The organism is Actinophytocola sp. (assembly GCF_036002505.1).
Classification (GTDB): domain Bacteria; phylum Actinomycetota; class Actinomycetes; order Mycobacteriales; family Pseudonocardiaceae; genus DASYTH01.
In genome coordinates this window covers 1-14,348 of the sequence record NZ_DASYTH010000036.1, presented here as the reverse complement: position 1 = coordinate 14,348, position 14,348 = coordinate 1, and the positions used below count along the sequence as shown (strand labels likewise).

General features: G+C 69.7%; 18 protein-coding genes and 2 tRNA genes. 6 read left to right on the top strand and 14 right to left on the bottom strand.

What is annotated here, in order from left to right; all coding sequences use genetic code 11:
* The 4 genes from VGR06_RS02245 to rplJ form a co-directional block, all read right to left on the bottom strand.
* On the bottom strand, positions 1–402 hold a 402-nt coding region (locus VGR06_RS02245; RefSeq protein ID WP_327557228.1), incomplete at its 3' end, for an ABC transporter ATP-binding protein.
* 183 nt (positions 403–585) lie between these two features.
* The gene (locus VGR06_RS02240; RefSeq protein ID WP_327557227.1) at positions 586–1,515 is read right to left on the bottom strand and encodes a hypothetical protein; all 930 of its coding nucleotides are present in this window, start codon (positions 1,513–1,515) and stop codon (positions 586–588) included.
* A gap of 145 nt (positions 1,516–1,660) precedes the next feature.
* Positions 1,661–2,047, bottom strand: coding sequence for a 50S ribosomal protein L7/L12 (gene rplL, locus VGR06_RS02235; RefSeq protein WP_327557226.1), 387 nt, complete (start codon positions 2,045–2,047; stop codon positions 1,661–1,663).
* A gap of 32 nt (positions 2,048–2,079) precedes the next feature.
* A complete protein-coding gene (rplJ, locus tag VGR06_RS02230) occupies positions 2,080–2,640 on the bottom strand; it encodes a 50S ribosomal protein L10 (protein ID WP_327557225.1) in 561 nt (186 codons plus the stop codon).
* 257 nt (positions 2,641–2,897) lie between these two features.
* Here rplJ and VGR06_RS02225 point away from each other — a divergent pair, with 257 nt between their 5' ends.
* Positions 2,898–3,638, top strand: coding sequence for a hypothetical protein (locus VGR06_RS02225; RefSeq protein WP_327557224.1), 741 nt, complete (start codon positions 2,898–2,900; stop codon positions 3,636–3,638).
* Here the strand turns inward: VGR06_RS02225 and VGR06_RS02220 are convergent.
* Complete coding sequence (locus VGR06_RS02220) at positions 3,610–4,791, bottom strand: ROK family transcriptional regulator (protein ID WP_327557223.1); 1,182 nt, start codon at positions 4,789–4,791, stop codon at positions 3,610–3,612. The genes VGR06_RS02225 and VGR06_RS02220 overlap by 29 nt on opposite strands.
* Positions 4,792–4,932: 141 nt before the next feature.
* On the opposite strand from VGR06_RS02220, the gene VGR06_RS02215 reads away from it, so the two are divergent.
* From VGR06_RS02215 to VGR06_RS02200, 4 genes are read left to right on the top strand one after another with little or no spacing between them, the layout of a single operon-like run.
* Entirely contained in the window at positions 4,933–5,994 is a 1,062-nt protein-coding gene (locus tag VGR06_RS02215) for a sugar ABC transporter substrate-binding protein (protein ID WP_327557230.1), read from the top strand.
* Positions 5,991–6,731, top strand: a complete 741-nt coding sequence (locus VGR06_RS02210) for an ATP-binding cassette domain-containing protein (protein ID WP_327557222.1) — start codon at positions 5,991–5,993, stop codon at positions 6,729–6,731. The genes VGR06_RS02215 and VGR06_RS02210 overlap by 4 nt, the downstream gene beginning before the upstream one ends.
* Positions 6,731–7,894 carry a sugar ABC transporter permease gene (locus VGR06_RS02205; RefSeq protein ID WP_327557221.1) on the top strand — a complete coding sequence of 388 codons (1,164 nt, stop codon included), beginning with the start codon at positions 6,731–6,733 and terminating at the stop codon, positions 7,892–7,894. Before VGR06_RS02210 ends, VGR06_RS02205 begins: the two co-directional genes overlap by 1 nt.
* A gap of 57 nt (positions 7,895–7,951) precedes the next feature.
* Complete coding sequence (locus VGR06_RS02200; protein WP_327557220.1) at positions 7,952–8,842, top strand: ROK family protein; 891 nt, start codon at positions 7,952–7,954, stop codon at positions 8,840–8,842.
* A 63-nt stretch (positions 8,843–8,905) separates the two neighbouring features.
* Here VGR06_RS02200 and rplA read toward each other — a convergent pair whose 3' ends face one another.
* From rplA to VGR06_RS02175, 5 genes are all read right to left on the bottom strand, one after another.
* On the bottom strand, positions 8,906–9,625 hold the full coding sequence (rplA, locus tag VGR06_RS02195) for a 50S ribosomal protein L1 (RefSeq protein WP_327557219.1): 720 nt from the start codon (positions 9,623–9,625) through the stop codon (positions 8,906–8,908).
* 202 nt (positions 9,626–9,827) lie between these two features.
* Entirely contained in the window at positions 9,828–10,262 is a 435-nt protein-coding gene (gene rplK, locus VGR06_RS02190; RefSeq protein ID WP_327557218.1) for a 50S ribosomal protein L11, read from the bottom strand.
* A gap of 75 nt (positions 10,263–10,337) precedes the next feature.
* On the bottom strand, positions 10,338–11,087 hold the full coding sequence (gene nusG, locus VGR06_RS02185; RefSeq protein WP_327557217.1) for a transcription termination/antitermination protein NusG: 750 nt from the start codon (positions 11,085–11,087) through the stop codon (positions 10,338–10,340).
* A gap of 32 nt (positions 11,088–11,119) precedes the next feature.
* Positions 11,120–11,587: a preprotein translocase subunit SecE gene (secE, locus tag VGR06_RS02180; protein WP_327557216.1), complete on the bottom strand. Its 468-nt coding sequence runs from the start codon at positions 11,585–11,587 to the stop codon at positions 11,120–11,122.
* A gap of 31 nt (positions 11,588–11,618) precedes the next feature.
* A tRNA-Trp gene (locus VGR06_RS02175) sits at positions 11,619–11,691 on the bottom strand.
* A 156-nt stretch (positions 11,692–11,847) separates the two neighbouring features.
* Here VGR06_RS02175 and VGR06_RS02170 point away from each other — a divergent pair.
* On the top strand, positions 11,848–13,053 hold the full coding sequence (locus tag VGR06_RS02170; protein ID WP_327557215.1) for a pyridoxal phosphate-dependent aminotransferase: 1,206 nt from the start codon (positions 11,848–11,850) through the stop codon (positions 13,051–13,053).
* Between the two features lie 88 nt (positions 13,054–13,141).
* On the opposite strand, the gene VGR06_RS02165 is transcribed toward VGR06_RS02170, so the two are convergent.
* The 4 genes from VGR06_RS02165 to VGR06_RS02150 all read right to left on the bottom strand — a co-directional run bounded on the left by VGR06_RS02165 (position 13,142) and on the right by VGR06_RS02150 (position 14,287).
* Positions 13,142–13,558: a MaoC family dehydratase gene (locus VGR06_RS02165; RefSeq protein WP_327557214.1), complete on the bottom strand. Its 417-nt coding sequence runs from the start codon at positions 13,556–13,558 to the stop codon at positions 13,142–13,144.
* Positions 13,558–14,007, bottom strand: coding sequence for a MaoC family dehydratase N-terminal domain-containing protein (locus VGR06_RS02160; protein ID WP_327557213.1), 450 nt, complete (start codon positions 14,005–14,007; stop codon positions 13,558–13,560). Before VGR06_RS02160 ends, VGR06_RS02165 begins: the two co-directional genes overlap by 1 nt.
* Positions 14,008–14,020: 13 nt before the next feature.
* Entirely contained in the window at positions 14,021–14,185 is a 165-nt protein-coding gene (rpmG, locus tag VGR06_RS02155; RefSeq protein ID WP_414637130.1) for a 50S ribosomal protein L33, read from the bottom strand.
* Between the two features lie 29 nt (positions 14,186–14,214).
* A tRNA-Met gene (locus tag VGR06_RS02150) sits at positions 14,215–14,287 on the bottom strand.
* Positions 14,288–14,348: the final 61 nt, after the last annotated feature.

The window sequence follows — 14,348 nt, the reverse complement described above, 5'->3', positions numbered from 1 at the left end:
CTCCGCGCCCTGCAGACCGGTCATCTCCAGCTTCTCGAACACGATCCGCCGGATCTCCGCCTCGGACCTCTTCGTGTGCTCCCGCAACGGAAACGCCACGTTGTCATACAGGTTCATCGACCCGAACAACGCACCATCCTGGAACAGCACCCCGAACAACTTCCGCGTCTCGTAGAGCTTGTGCTCCGAGCACGTGACGATGTCGACGCCGTTGATCACGCACTTGCCGCGGTCGGGCTTGAGCAGGCCGATCATGGACTTGAGGAACACGGACTTGCCGGTGCCGGACGGGCCGAGCATCACGCTGATCTCACCCGGCGGCAACGTGAGCGTGACGTCGCGCCAGATAGCCTGCCTGCCGAAGGACTTCGTCAGGCCCTCGACGACCACCTCGGCGCCCATCGAACCTCCTGCTGTCCCGCTTACCTACGTGCAACGACCACGAGGCGCGTAGGTTACTCGCCAGTTAGGTTCAGCAAGGTACCCAGTCACCAAGCGTGCGGCCACCCGGGGTGCGGCTTACCCGAACGGCTGGAAGGGCGATGAATGACTCATTCGATGCACCTGCCGCACTGAATGGGGCATTCATCGCACGTTGAGCCGCCTGGTCATGACCTGCGGCCGAGGTCGCACGGCGGCGCTCCGATGCGCGGCCAGCAGCTCGGCGACGACGGCATCCGGCTCGTTCCGGAGCCGATTGGGCAGCGTTCGCACGACCGTGATCCCGTTCGCCGCGTACGTGGTGTTCCTGGCCAACGTCCGCGCATAGTCGGTCCGGCCGAAGTGGAACTCGTAGGAGTCGATCTCCCAGGCAAGACCGACTTCACCGCACCAGCCGTCCGGGCAGGCTATGAACCTTCCTTCCGCGTCGAACAGTTCGCAGTTCCACGTCAACGGCGGAAGTCCGGTGCGCTTCCAGACGCGCATCGCGTCGAGCTCGGCAACGGACCGAGCCCCGCCGACGATGTCCCGGAGTACCTCACGTGGTACTGAAGTGCCGCGCCGGCTCCCCATGCTGAGTTCGTGCGCCAAGCGCTCGGGATGTATCCGTCGGCGCTGAACCGCCTCCGTGATGAGTGCGCCGACCGTATCGAAGGCTCGCAGCCGCCGGCATGCATCGAGCACCGACCGCACCAGAGGTGCCAACGGGAGACCATCCCGGATCACGGGTTCCGGCAACCTGGTCGTGCGCTCGATGGTCACATAGGCGCTGCTGATGACCTTCCGGTCGGCCGGCAGGAGCAGGTGCACAGACGCTTCGTCCGGAAGCCGGACGAGCCCGTGCTGCCGGCAGGCTTCAAGCCCGGTCACCACAGCTCCTGTCCCTGCATACAGGAGAGCCGCCTCGATGAGTTGCCGGCGGGTGGGTTGAGCGTTGTGTAGGACGACGATGCCCGGCAGTGGCCGTTGCCACGGACCGTTCGGCACACATCTCCGATATGCCGTGCTCGGCGTCACGCCAAGTTTCGCCAGGGTACCGACCGCAATGACACCGTGACGGCTGTGGTCACGCAACCGCTGCAGGTCAGCGAGGGGGCCTCTATCCACGGACTGATCGTGCGACACGAGGCCGGGATGTGGCCAACTGGTTGTCCACAGGCCGCGATGAATGCCTCATTCAGTGCGGCTGCCGCACTGAATGAGGCATTCATCGCACGTGTCACTTGAGCGAGACGGAGGCGCCGGCCGATTCCAGCTTCTCCTTGGCGGCGTCGGCCTGCTCCTTGTTGACCTTCTCGAGGACCGCCTTGGGGGCGGCCTCGACGAGCTCCTTGGCCTCCTTGAGGCCGAGCCCGGAGACGACCTCCCGGACGACCTTGATGACCTGGATCTTCTTCTCGCCGGCGGCCTCGAGGACGACGTCGAACTCGTCCTTCTCCTCGGGGGCCTCGGCGACGGCGGCGGGGCCGGCAGCGGCGGCGACCGCGACCGGGGCGGCGGCGGTGACCTCGAACTTGTCCTCGAACGCCTTCACGAACGCCGAGAGCTCGAGCAGCGTCATGTCCGCGAATACGTCGAGCAGCTCCTCGGTGCTGAGCTTCGCCATGATGGCGGTTTCCTTTCTGATGTAATGATTTTCTAGCTCTCGGCGGGAGCCTCGGCCGCCGCGGCGGCGGGTGCCTCCGCGGCGGACATCTTCTCCTGCAGCGCGGCGGCCAGGCGGGCCACCTGCGACGCGGGCGCGGCGAACAGGCCGGCCGCCTTCGCGAGGTTGCCCTTCATCGCGCCCGCAAGCTTTGCGAGCAGCACCTCACGCGAGTCGAGGTCGGCGATCTGGGTGACCTCGTCCACGGAGAGCGGGCGGCCGTCCATGTAGCCGCCCTTGATGACCAGACCCTTGTTGTCCTTGGCGAAGTCCCGAATCGCCTTCGCGGCGTCCACCGGCTCGCCCGTGACGAAGGCGATCGCGGTGGGCCCGACGAAGAGCTCCTCGAGACCCTGCACCCCGGCATCCGCCGCGGCACGCTTGACCAGGGTGTTCTTCGCAACGCGGTAGGTCGCGCCAGCGCCGAGAGAGCGACGTAGCGTGGTGATCTGGGACACGGTGAGGCCGCTGTACTCGGTGATCACCGCAGCCGAGCTGGAGCGGAACTTGTCCGCGATCTCGGCGACCGCAGTCACCTTGTCCGGCTTCGCCATGTGCGTCGCCTCCTCTCCAATGGTCGGGACCGCCGGCCAGACCCCGGAGACGACGAACGCCCCGGCGCAGCAGCACGGGGCGTGGACAAGCACACGAGTGCTCGAGTGCTCGAACGTTCCGCGTCCTCCTGCGCGGGCCGCCCGCACGCTGACGGGACCTTCGCCTCACAAGGAGGGACCTGCGGTCTTCGGTAGAACCAGCAACAGGTTACGTGACCGGGTATCGGCACTCCAAATCACCCTGCATGATGGAGGCCGTGTCGGAGGAAGACAGGCATAGTGCTCCACCCGCCGTGCGGCCGCCGAGCGAGCCGGTGCCGCACCCGCGCGCGCCCGCACCGGAGCCGATCGATCCAGAGCAGGTGCGCCAGTTCCAGCAGTTCCAACAGTTTCAGGAGCTGATGCGGCAGCAGGGTGACCTGCCGCTGCTGCCGCCGGCAGCGAAGAAACCACCCTGGAAGCGGATCCTGGGCAGCCGTCTGGTCCGCAAGCTGACCACGGTGCTGATCGTCGTGCTCGCGCTGTACTTCGCCTACCAGCACTTCTTCGGGAGCAAGGACGAGAACCTGCCGGCGTCGCAGACCGGCGGGCACACCTTCACCGACCGCACCTTGCTGAAGACCAGCCCGGACCAGTCGGTGCGGATGGTCTACGAACGGATCGCCGACGGCAACCCGGAAGTCGGGTGTGGACAGTTCACCGACGAGGCCAGAGCGCTGTTCGTCAAGCACTTCAACGCGGGCAGTTGCGACGATGCCGTCAAGGCGCTGCACGAGCGCATCGGCGTGAGCTGGCGCAACGCCTACGCCGAGCCGCGCTTCCCCGACGACGTGCGCAACCTGCCGAACTCGGCAACCGAAGTCGTGATCAGCTCCTGCCGGCTCGAGTTCAGGATCGACAACCTCCCGGACGACCTGCGGCTTGGCACGTTCACCGTGACCAAGACCCCCTACCAGGGCCAGTGGATCATCAGCGATTGGCGGAGCGAGAGTTGCTGAACAGGCGTTCGCGGGCCACGTCGAGGGCGCGGGCGACGGCGCCCTGAAGCACGCCGCCGTCGCCGAGGGTGCTGGCCACGATGGACGGGCGGAGCGGGCCGAGCTCCTCGATGCGGCGGGAGATGGCGTCGCCGAGCATGGCGAGGTTGCGGCCGACTCCGCCGGCGAGGACGACGATGTCGGGGTCGAGGATCGCGGCGACGGCGACGACGAGGGCGCCGAGGCGGCGGCCTTCGGCTTCGACCACGGCGAGGGCGCGGTGGTCGCCGGAGGCGGCGGCGGCGAACACTTCTTTGGCTGAGGCGAAGGAAAGTCCGGCGGCGCGGGCGGCACGGGCGATCCCGCCGGCGGAGGTGGCCGCCTCGGTCATGCCGCGCTGGCGGGCTTCGGGCGAGGGGATGCCGGGGTCGGCGGCCGGCACGTAGGCGACCTCGCCGGCGGCGCCGCGGGCACCGACGTAGAGGCTGCCGTTGATCACGATGCCCATGCCGACGCCGGTGCCGACGGAGACCAGGACGAAGTCGGAGTGGCCGCGGCCGGCGCCGAAGGCGAGCTCGCCGACGGCGGCGAGGTTGATGTCGTTCTCGATGGCGAAGTCGACCTCGAGCGTGGCGCGGAGCTTGTCGACCAGGCCGGGGCGGCCCCAGCCGGGCAGGTTCGGCGCGAAGTCCAGCCGACCGGTCGACGGGTTGAGCACACCGGGGCTGCCGATCACCGCGTGGCTGACCGAGGTCCACGGAACCCCGGCCTCGTCGGCCACCGCGTCGGCGAGCTGGCGCACGCGGCGGACCAGGTCGGCCGCGGACCGGGCGCCGTTGCGCACGTCGCGCCGGGCGATGAAGGCGCCGCGCAGGTCGGCGATGGCCAGCCGGATCCAGTCGCGGCCGATGTCGATGCCGGCCACGTGCCCGGCGGCGGTGTTCAGGTCGTAGATCGCGGTGGTCGGGCCGGGCCGCCCGCCGAGCGAGCCGACCAGGTGCACCAGCCCGGCGGCTTCCAGGCCGGCCAGCGCCGCGGACACGGTCGGCTTGGAGAGGCCCGTGGCCTTGGCCAGGTCGCCGCGCGAGGCCGGGCCGCCCGCCAGCAGATGATCGAGCAGCAACCGCTCGTTCATCGTCCGCAACAGTTGCGGGTTGCCCACCAGCCCCCTCATCCGGCGCCTCCTGAAAACCAACCGGCAGAGGGTACCCCGGAACCCTTGCGTCCCCTCTGGACGCTGATAGTAAACTACCTTTCTTACTAACACTCAACCAGCCAGAGGGTGACTCGTATGTGTCGAGGACGGTTGACGGCCGTGGCGGCCGCGGTTCTTCTCCTGTCGGCCGGCTGCGGTTCCACCGGCGGCGATTCCGGCTCGGGCTCGAACTCCGGTGGTGGCAAGACGATCGCGCTGTTCCTGCCGGAGTCCAAGACGACCCGCTACGAGGCGTTCGACCGGCCGATCTTCGAGAAGAAGGTCAAGGAGCTGTGCGCCGACTGCAAGGTCCTCTACTCCAACGCCGACCAGGACGCGGCCAAGCAGCAGAACCAGGTCGAGTCCGCGCTCACCCAGGGCGCCAACGTGCTGGTGCTGGACGCGGTGGACGCCGCCGCGGTCGCCCCGCTGGTGAACCAGGCCAAGCAGAAGAACCTGCCGGTGATCGCCTACGACCGGCTGATCTCCGGCATCGGCTACGAGTACTACGTGTCCTTCGACAACGTGAAGGTCGGCGAGGCGCAGGGCGAGGCGCTGCTCGGCGAGCTGAGCAAGCGCGGCAGCACGGACAAGGGCCAGATCGTGGTGATCAACGGCTCGCCCACCGACCCGAGCGCCGGCGACTACAAGAAGGGCGCGCACCAGGCGCTGGACGGCAAGGTCAAGATCGGCCGCGAGTTCGACACCCCGGACTGGAGCCCGGACCAGGCGCAGACCCAGATGGAGCAGGCGATCACCGCGCTCGGCCGGGACCAGATCGTCGGCGTGTACTCGGCCAACGACGGCATGGCCGGCGGCGCCATCGCGGCCATGAAGCGCGCCGGGTACGCCACGCTGCCGCCGATCACCGGCCAGGACGCCGAGCTCGCCGCCGTGCAGCGGATCATCACCGGCGAGCAGACCATGACGATCTACCTCAACATCCGGGCGCAGGCGGAGAAGTCGGCCGAGCTGGCGGTGGCGCTGGCCAAGGGCGAGAAGCCGTCCGCACCGACCAGTGTGGACAACGGCACCGCCAAGATCCCGTCGTTCCTGCTCGACCCGATCGCGGTGAGCAAGGACAAGATCAAGGACACGATCGTGAAGGACGGCTTCTACACCGTCGCGCAGATTTGCACCGCCGAGGTGGCCGCGGCCTGCAAGGCGGCCGGGCTGCAGTGATCACGACCGAGCAGCAGGTGGTGCTTCGCGCCCGGGGCGTCACCAAGACCTACGGCGCGGTGCGCGCGCTGACCGGCGTGGACCTCGACGTGGCCGCGGGCGAGGTGGTGGCGCTGGTCGGCGACAACGGCGCCGGAAAGTCCACTTTGGTCAAAGTGATCTCCGGCGCGGTGACCGCCGACGAAGGCATGATCTCCTTCGCCGGCGAGCCGGTGCGCATCCACCGGCCACACGACGCGCAGGCGCTCGGCATCACCACGGTGTTCCAGGACCTCGCGCTCTGCGAGAACCTCGACGTGGTGGCGAATCTGTTCCTGGGTACGGAAACCCGGCGCTTCTCGGTGCTCGGCGAGGTGGCCATGGAGCGCTCCGCCCGGGACCTGCTGGCCTCGCTGGAGGTCAAGATCCCGGACGTGCGCACCCCGGTCGCGCTGCTCTCCGGCGGCCAGCGGCAGTCGGTGGCGATCGCCCGGGCGCTGCTCGGCGAGCCGCGGATGGTGATCCTGGACGAGCCGACCGCGGCGCTGGGGGTGGAGCAGACCGCGCAGGTGCTCGAGCTGATCGGGCGGCTGCGCGACCGCGGCCTGGCCGTGCTGCTGATCTCGCACAACCTCGCCGACGTGCGCGCGGTCAGCGACCGGGTGGTGGTCCTGCGGCTGGGCCGCAACGTCGCCGACTTCGCCACCGCCTCGGCCAGCCAGGAGCAGATCGTGGCCGCGATCACCGGAGCCGCCTGATGCGCGGGATCGTTGTCGCGGCACGGGACCGGCTGCGCCGCGGGGACCTCGGCGCGGCGCCGGTCGCGGTCGGGCTGGTGATCATCGCGGTGATCTTCAACGGGCTGAACGACCGGTTCCTGTCCGCGGAGAACCTCACCAACCTGGCGCTGCAGATGGCCGCCACCGGCACGATCGCGCTGGGCATCATCATGGTGCTGCTGCTCGGCGAGATCGACCTGTCGGCCGGCTCGGTCAGCGGCCTGTGCGCGGTCGTCATGACGATCCTGTACGTGCGGCAGCACTGGCCGCCGGTGCTCGCGGTGCTGGCCGCACTCGGAGTCGCCGCGCTGATCGGCGTGCTGCACGGGATCATGTTCACCCAGCTCGGCATGCCGTCGTTCGTGGTGACGCTGGCCGGGCTGATCGGCTGGCTCGGGCTGATGCTGTTCCTGCTGGGCCGGGGCGGCACGATCAACCTGCCGTTCGACCACGGCATCGCCACGCTCAGCGGCACCTGGCTGCGGGCCTGGCTGGGCTGGCTCATCGTGGCCGGCATCGCCGCCGCGCACCTGGCGGCCGCGCTGATCACCCGGGCGCGCCGGGCCGCGGCGGGACTGCGCACGCCGGCGCTGCCGTGGGTGCTGGCCCGCTCCGCCGCGCTGCTCCTGCTGCTGGGTGCGGCCGTCGCGGTGCTCAACACCGACCGCGGGGTGCCGCTCACCCTGGTGATCTTCGGTGGGCTGGTGGTGCTGCTCGACCTGGTGCTGCGCCGCACGGTGTTCGGCCGCCGGATGTACGCCGTGGGCGGCAACGCGGAGGCGGCGCGCCGGGCCGGGATCAACGTGACCGCGGTGCGCGTGCTGGCGTTCATCACGGCCTCGGCGCTCGCCGGGTTCGGCGGCATCCTGGCCGCGTCCCGGCTCGCCGCGGTCAACCAGAGCTCCGGCGGCAGCGACATCCTGCTGATGGCCATCGCCGCCGCGGTGATCGGCGGCACCAGCCTGTTCGGCGGCCGCGGCCGGGCCTACGCGGCGCTGCTCGGCATCCTGGTGATCCAGTCCATCCGCAACGGCATGGACCTGCTCAGCGTCGACTCCTCGGTGCGCCTCATGGTCACCGGCGGCGTGCTCGCCGTCGCCGTCGCGGTCGACTCGCTGGCGCGGCGGGGTGCCACGCGGTGAGTGAGCTTGCGAGCGAACCATCAGGCACAGGGTCACCATCACCGAGCCTACGAGGTGATGGCTTTGAGTGAGTACGTGGTGGCCGTCGACTTCGGCGGCACCAAGGCAACCGTGGCCGCCGCCGACCGCGCGGGCGCGCTGCTGGCCAACGTGCGGCTGCCGATGCACGCCTCGCGCGGCGCCGATCAGGCCGTCGACCGGGCGCTGGCCACCGCGGCCGAGGTGATCGCCGGGCTGCCGACTCCCCCGCGCGCGGTCGGCGTGGCCAGCCCGGGCATCGTGCTCGACGACCGGATCCTGCTGGCGCCCAACGTTCCCGGCTGGACGGAACTGCACCTCGGGAAGCGCTTCTCGTCGGCCCTGGGGGTGCCGACGGTGTGCGCCACCGACGTCAAGGCCGCCACCCTGGCCGAGGCCCGCTGGGGCAACCTGCGCGGCGTGCATTCCGGCTTCCACCTGAACCTCGGCACCGGCATCGCGGTCGGCATCCTGGTTGACGATCGGGTGCTGACCGGCGCCCACGGCGCGGCTGGCGAGATCGGCTACAACCTCGTGTCCGCGGCCAGTGCGGCCGGCCCGCACGACGGCCGCGCCCCGCTCGAGCAGATCGCCGGTGGCGGTGCGATCGGCCTGCGGGGCCGGGAGTTCGGCGGAACCGGGGACGCCGGTTCGGTGTTCGAGCTGGCCACGCGCGACTCCGCGGCCCGGACGTTCGTCGACGAGACGCTGGACGAACTGGCCGTCCACGTGGCCAATACGGCGATCCTGCTCGATCCGGAGCGGATCACCGTCGGCGGTGGGCTGGTGGGCTCGGCGGGCGTCATCCTCCCGGCTCTGGACCGGGTGCTGCGGCGGGCGGTGCCGTTTCCGCCGGAGCTGATGCTGGCCCGGTTCGCCCAGGACGGCCCGCTGGTGGGCGCGGCGGCCCTGGCCTGGGAAGCAACGTAGCTGCGATGAATGCCTCATTCAGTGCGTCAGCCGCACTGAATGAGGCATTCATCGCAGTTGGCTCTAGGAAACGGCTTCCTCGGTGAGCAGGTTCCGGGTGCGCGCCGGGTCGACCGGGATGCCCGGGCCCATGGTCGTGCTGAAGGTGACCTTCTTGAGGTACCGGCCCTTGGCGGCGGACGGCTTGGCCCTGATCACCTCGTCCAGCGCGGCGGCGTAGTTCTCGATGAGCTTCTCCGGCTCGAACGAGGACTTGCCGATCACCAGGTGGAGGTTGGCCTGCTTGTCCACCTTGAAGTTGATCTTGCCGCCCTTGATGTCCTGCACGGCCTTGGCCACGTCCATGGTGACCGTGCCGGTCTTCGGGTTCGGCATCAGGCCGCGCGGGCCGAGGATGCGGGCGATCCGGCCGACCTTGGCCATCTGGTCGGGTGTGGCGACGGCGGCGTCGAAGTCGGTCCAGCCGCCCTGGACCCGCTCGATCAGCTCCTCGACACCGACCACGTCGGCGCCGGCCATCTCGGCCTCGAGCGCCTTGTCACCGGTGGCGAACACCACCACGCGGGCGGTCTTCCCGGTGCCGTGCGGCAGGTTCACGGTGCCGCGCACCATCTGGTCGGCCTTGCGCGGGTCGACGCCCAGCCGGATGGCGACCTCGACGGTGGCGTCCAGCTTGACCTTGTTGGTCTCCTTGGCGAGCCGGGCGGCCTCCAGCGGGGAGTACAGCTTCGTCTTGTCCACCAGCTCCGCGGCCGCGCGATATGCCTTGCTGCGCTTTGCCATTGCTGTCCTTCACTCCTTGGATCAGTTGTGGTGACGAGCCAGCGCCTGGCCCTCCCACTGTGTTTGATTGCCTCGCTCCGCTCGGGTGCGCGGACCTTGACGCGGTGTCTTCCCTCCTGCGCTGCTCGCCTCACTCGCTGGCGCTCGCTCGGCTGCGCTGCTCGTCAGTCCAGACACCGCCGGTCCGCGCGGGCACCCACGGTCAATCAGAGACCGTGATGCCCATTGAGCGGGCGGTGCCGGCGATGATCTTGGCGGCCTGGTCGACGTCGTTGGCGTTGAGGTCGGCCTTCTTCTGCTCGGCGATCTCGCGGACCTGGGCCCAGGTCACCTTGCCGACCTTGTTGCGGTGCGGCTCGCCGCTGCCCTTGTCCACCCCGGCGGCCTTGAGCAGCAGCTTCGCCGCGGGCGGGGTCTTGAGCTTGAAGTCGAACGACCGGTCCTCGTACACGGAGATCTCGACCGGCACCACGGTGCCCCGCTGCGACTCGGTCGCGGCGTTGTAGGCCTTGCAGAACTCCATGATGTTCACGCCGTGCTGACCGAGCGCCGGGCCCACCGGGGGCGCCGGGTTGGCCATGCCGGCCGTGATCTGCAGCTTGATGATCGCTGCGAGCTTCTTCTTCCTGGGTGGCATTTCCGTTTCCTGTGCTCGCTTGCTTTCCCCGCGCGCGAATGGCGGCGCACGCGTGGCCTGTCGGTCGATGGACCGTCAGATCTTGGAGACCTGGCTGAACGACAGCTCGACCGGGGTCTCCCGGCCGAAGATCGACACCAGGACCTTGAGCTTCTGCCCGTCCGCGTTGACCTCGCTGATCGTCGCGGGCAGCGTGGCGAACGGCCCGTCCATGACCGTCACCGACTCGCCGACCTCGAAGTCCACCTCGACCGTCGTGCTCTTCGTCGCGGCGCTGGCCGCCTTGCCCCCGGCGGCCGGCTTGGCCTGCTGGTCCTGCGGCAGCAGGAACTTCAGCACGTCGTCGATGGACAGCGGAGACGGCCGCGAGGTGGCGCCGACGAACCCGGTCACCCCGGGGGTGTTGCGCACCGCCGACCAGGACGGGTCGTTGAGGTCCATCCGGACCAGGATGTAGCCGGGGAGCACCTTGCGCTGGACCTGCTTGCGCTGCCCGTTCTTGATCTCGGTGACCTCTTCGGTGGGCACCTCGACCTGGAAGATGTAGTCCTCCATGTCCAGCGAGTGGATGCGGGTCTCGAGGTTGGCCTTGACCTTGTTCTCGTAGCCGGCGTAGGAGTGCACCACGTACCACTCGCCCGGGGCCTTCTTCAGCGCCTCGCGCATCTCCGCGGCCGGGTCGGGCTCGTCGTTTTCCGTCGACTCGGCAGGCTCCTCGGCCTCCGCGGGCGCGGGCACGGCCGTGTCAGCAAGGTCGATGCCGTCGACCTCGCCGGGCAGGCTGGTCAGCTCCTCGCTGCCCACGGTGCCGTTGTCGGAGCTCACGATAGGTCTCGCTTCCTTTCTTCGTTACGGCGTCAGCCGAACAGCCACAGCACGCCGCGCTGCAGACCGATGTCCATGCCATAGATCAGGGCCACCATGACCGCGAGGAACACCAGCACCACCGAGGTGTAGGTGATCATCTGCTTGCGGGACGGCCAGATGACCTTGCGGAGCTCGGCGACCACCTCGCGGAGGAAGCGGAACATCCGGGAGAACAGGCCCACCCGGGTGGCCCGGCTGTCGTCCCGGGCCCGGGTCGGCCGGCCCTTGGCGTCCGGCGCCTTGGCCGCGGCCTCGGCGCGCGCCGCCCGGCGCTTGTCGAGGCCCTTGCCCTTCGGGCTCGGCTTCGCGGCGGTATCCGTACCCGGCTCCGCCTCGGCCGCGTCCTTCCTGGCCGCGGGCCGTGCCGCCGCCCGGCGCTCCCGCCGCGCCGCGGCGGTGACCGGACGTGACGGGCGCTTCTGCCCGTCCTCCCGCTCCGTTTCCCGGTCCTCGGCCACGCCAGTTCCTCCACTCGCTCTAGGTCTGGTGCAGGGGCGACAGGACTTGAACCTGCAACCTGCGGTTTTGGAGACCGCTGCTCTGCCAGTTGAGCTACGCCCCTCCGCGGCCACCGCGAGGGGGCTGTGAGCCGCGTTTGGTGGACGCCAGCGGACCTCCCCACATACAACTGCGGGGCGGCCTCAGACGTTCCAAGTCCCGCAGTCTACGGCAACACCTGCAGAACTCCCCAACCGAGTCGTCTGCGACGATATCGGCCATGGCAGCAAGGCGTGTCTCGGCGCGAATCGGTGGCATCAGCGAGTCGGCGACCCTGGCGGTGGACGCGAAGGCGAAGGCGCTCAAGGCGGCCGGCCGGCCGGTCATCGGCTTCGGCGCCGGCGAGCCCGACTTCCCGACCCCGGAGCCGATCGTGGCCGCCGCGGTCGAGGCCGCCCGCGACCCGCGCAACCACCGGTACACCCCGGCCGCCGGACTGCCCGAGCTGCGCGCGGCGGTCGCGGCGAAGACGCTGCGGGACAGCGGGTACGCCGTGCAGGCGAGCCAGGTCGTGGTCACCAACGGCGGCAAGCAGGCGGTGTACCAGGCGTTCGCGACGCTGCTCGACCCCGGCGACGAGGTGCTGCTGCCGGCCCCGTACTGGACCACCTACCCGGAGGCGATCACGCTGGCCGGCGGCGTAGCGGTCCCCGTGGTCACCGACGAGTCGAGCGGCTACCTGGCCGGCGTCGAACAGCTCGAGGCGGCCCGCACGCCGCGGACCAAGGCGCTGCTGTTCTGCTCGCCGTCCAATCCGACCGGCGCGGTCTACCCGCCGCACCTGGTGGAGGCCATCGGCCGGTGGGCGGTCGAGCACGGCATCTGGGTGATCACCGACGAGATCTACGAGCACCTCGTGTACGACGGCGTGCGTGCGGTGTCGATGCCGGTGGCGGTGCCGGAACTCGCCGACACCTGCGTGGTGGTCAACGGGGTGGCCAAGACGTACGCGATGACCGGCTGGCGGGTCGGCTGGATGATCAGCCCGGCGGACGTCACCAAGGCGGCGGCGAACCTGCAGTCGCACCTGTCGTCCAACGTGGCCAACGTGTCCCAGCGTGCGGCTCTGGCCGCGGTGTCCGGGCCGCTGGACGCCGTCGCCGAGATGCGCGAGGCGTTCGACCGGCGCCGCCGCACCATCGTCAAGCTGCTCAGCGACATCCCGGGCGTCGAAGTGCCCACCCCGCAGGGCGCCTTCTACGTCTACCCCTCGGTGAAACCCTTGCTGGGCAAGGAGATCCGCGGCACCCGGGCGGAGACCAGCGTGGATCTGGCCGCCCTGGTGCTGGAGCACGCCGAGGTGGCGGTCGTTCCGGGCGAGGCGTTCGGCACGCCCGGCTACTTCCGGCTGTCCTACGCCTTGGGCGACGACGACCTGTCGGTCGGCGTCACGCGGATGGGTGACCTGCTGCGTGAGGCCCGCTGACCGGAGCGTCGAACTCAGTTGCCCGGGTGCACAACTCACTTGCTGGAGTGTCGAACTCGGTTGCTGGAGCGTCGAACTCGCGGTTGTACTAGAAGCGGACCAGGGCGGTGGCCTTGCCGAGGACGGTGCGGCCGTCGAACTTGGCGGTGATGTCGACCCGGAGGGTGCCGTCGTCGCGGCGTTCGCCGATCTTGCCGGTCAGCTCGACGAGCGCGCCTTCGTCGTCGTCGGGAACCACGACCGGGCGGGTGAAGCGGACGCCGTACTCCACCACGGCGCCGGGGTCGCCGGTCCAGTCGGTCACCAGGCGGCCGCCGAGGGCCATGGTCAGCATGCCGTGCGCGATCACGTCGGGCAGACCGACCTCGCGGGCCCGCCGCTCGTTCCAGTGGATCGGGTTGAAGTCCAGCGCGGCGCCGGCGTAGCGGATGAGGTCGTTTCGGGTCACCCGCACCTGCAGCGGCGGCAGCTCGTCGCCGACCTGAGCGTCGGCCGGGGTGCTCATCAGGTGCCCCGCACCCGGACCACGAGCGAGGCGCGAGCGGTACACACCAGCTCGCCGTCGTCGCTGTTGATCTCCGCACGGATCCCGAGGAAGTCGTTGCCCAGCCGGGTGGCGACGTCGTCCACGAAGGCGGTGACGGTCAGCCGGTCGCCGGCGCGCACCGGCCGCTGGTGGCTGAACCTCTGGTCGGCGTGCACCATGCGGCCGTAGTCGAGCCCGAGCTCCGGGTCGTGGATGATCACGTCGATGGCCCGCAGGTTGATGATCGTGACGAAGGTGGGCGGTGCGATGACGTCCTTGTGCCCCGCCGCCTGGGCCGCGTCGGCGTCGCGGTAGATCGGGTTGGGGTCGCCGATCGCGTCGGCGAACTCCTTGATCTTCTCCCGGCTGACCTCGTAGACCCAGGTCGGCGGGTAGGTGCGGCCCTTGAAGGACTCGGCTAACGCCATCGGTACCGCGCGCTCAGCGGGTTTCCCGGTGCGAGGTGTGCTTGCCGCAGTTCGGGCAGAACTTCTTCAGCGTCATGCGGTCCGGGTCGTTGCGCCGGTTCTTCTTGGTGATGTAGTTGCGGTGCTTGCACTCCTCGCACGCCATCGTGATCTTGGGACGCACATCAGTGGCAGCCACGGCGGAGCCTCTCCTTCTTCACCTACGGGTAGCGGTGGCCGGACTTGAACCGGCGACACAGCGATTATGAGCCGCTTGCTCTACCGACTGAGCTACACCGCCATACAACAACTCGGGCCCCGCGCTCCCGGGGGTCCGGGGGCTCGCCCCCGGCCGGGGGTCT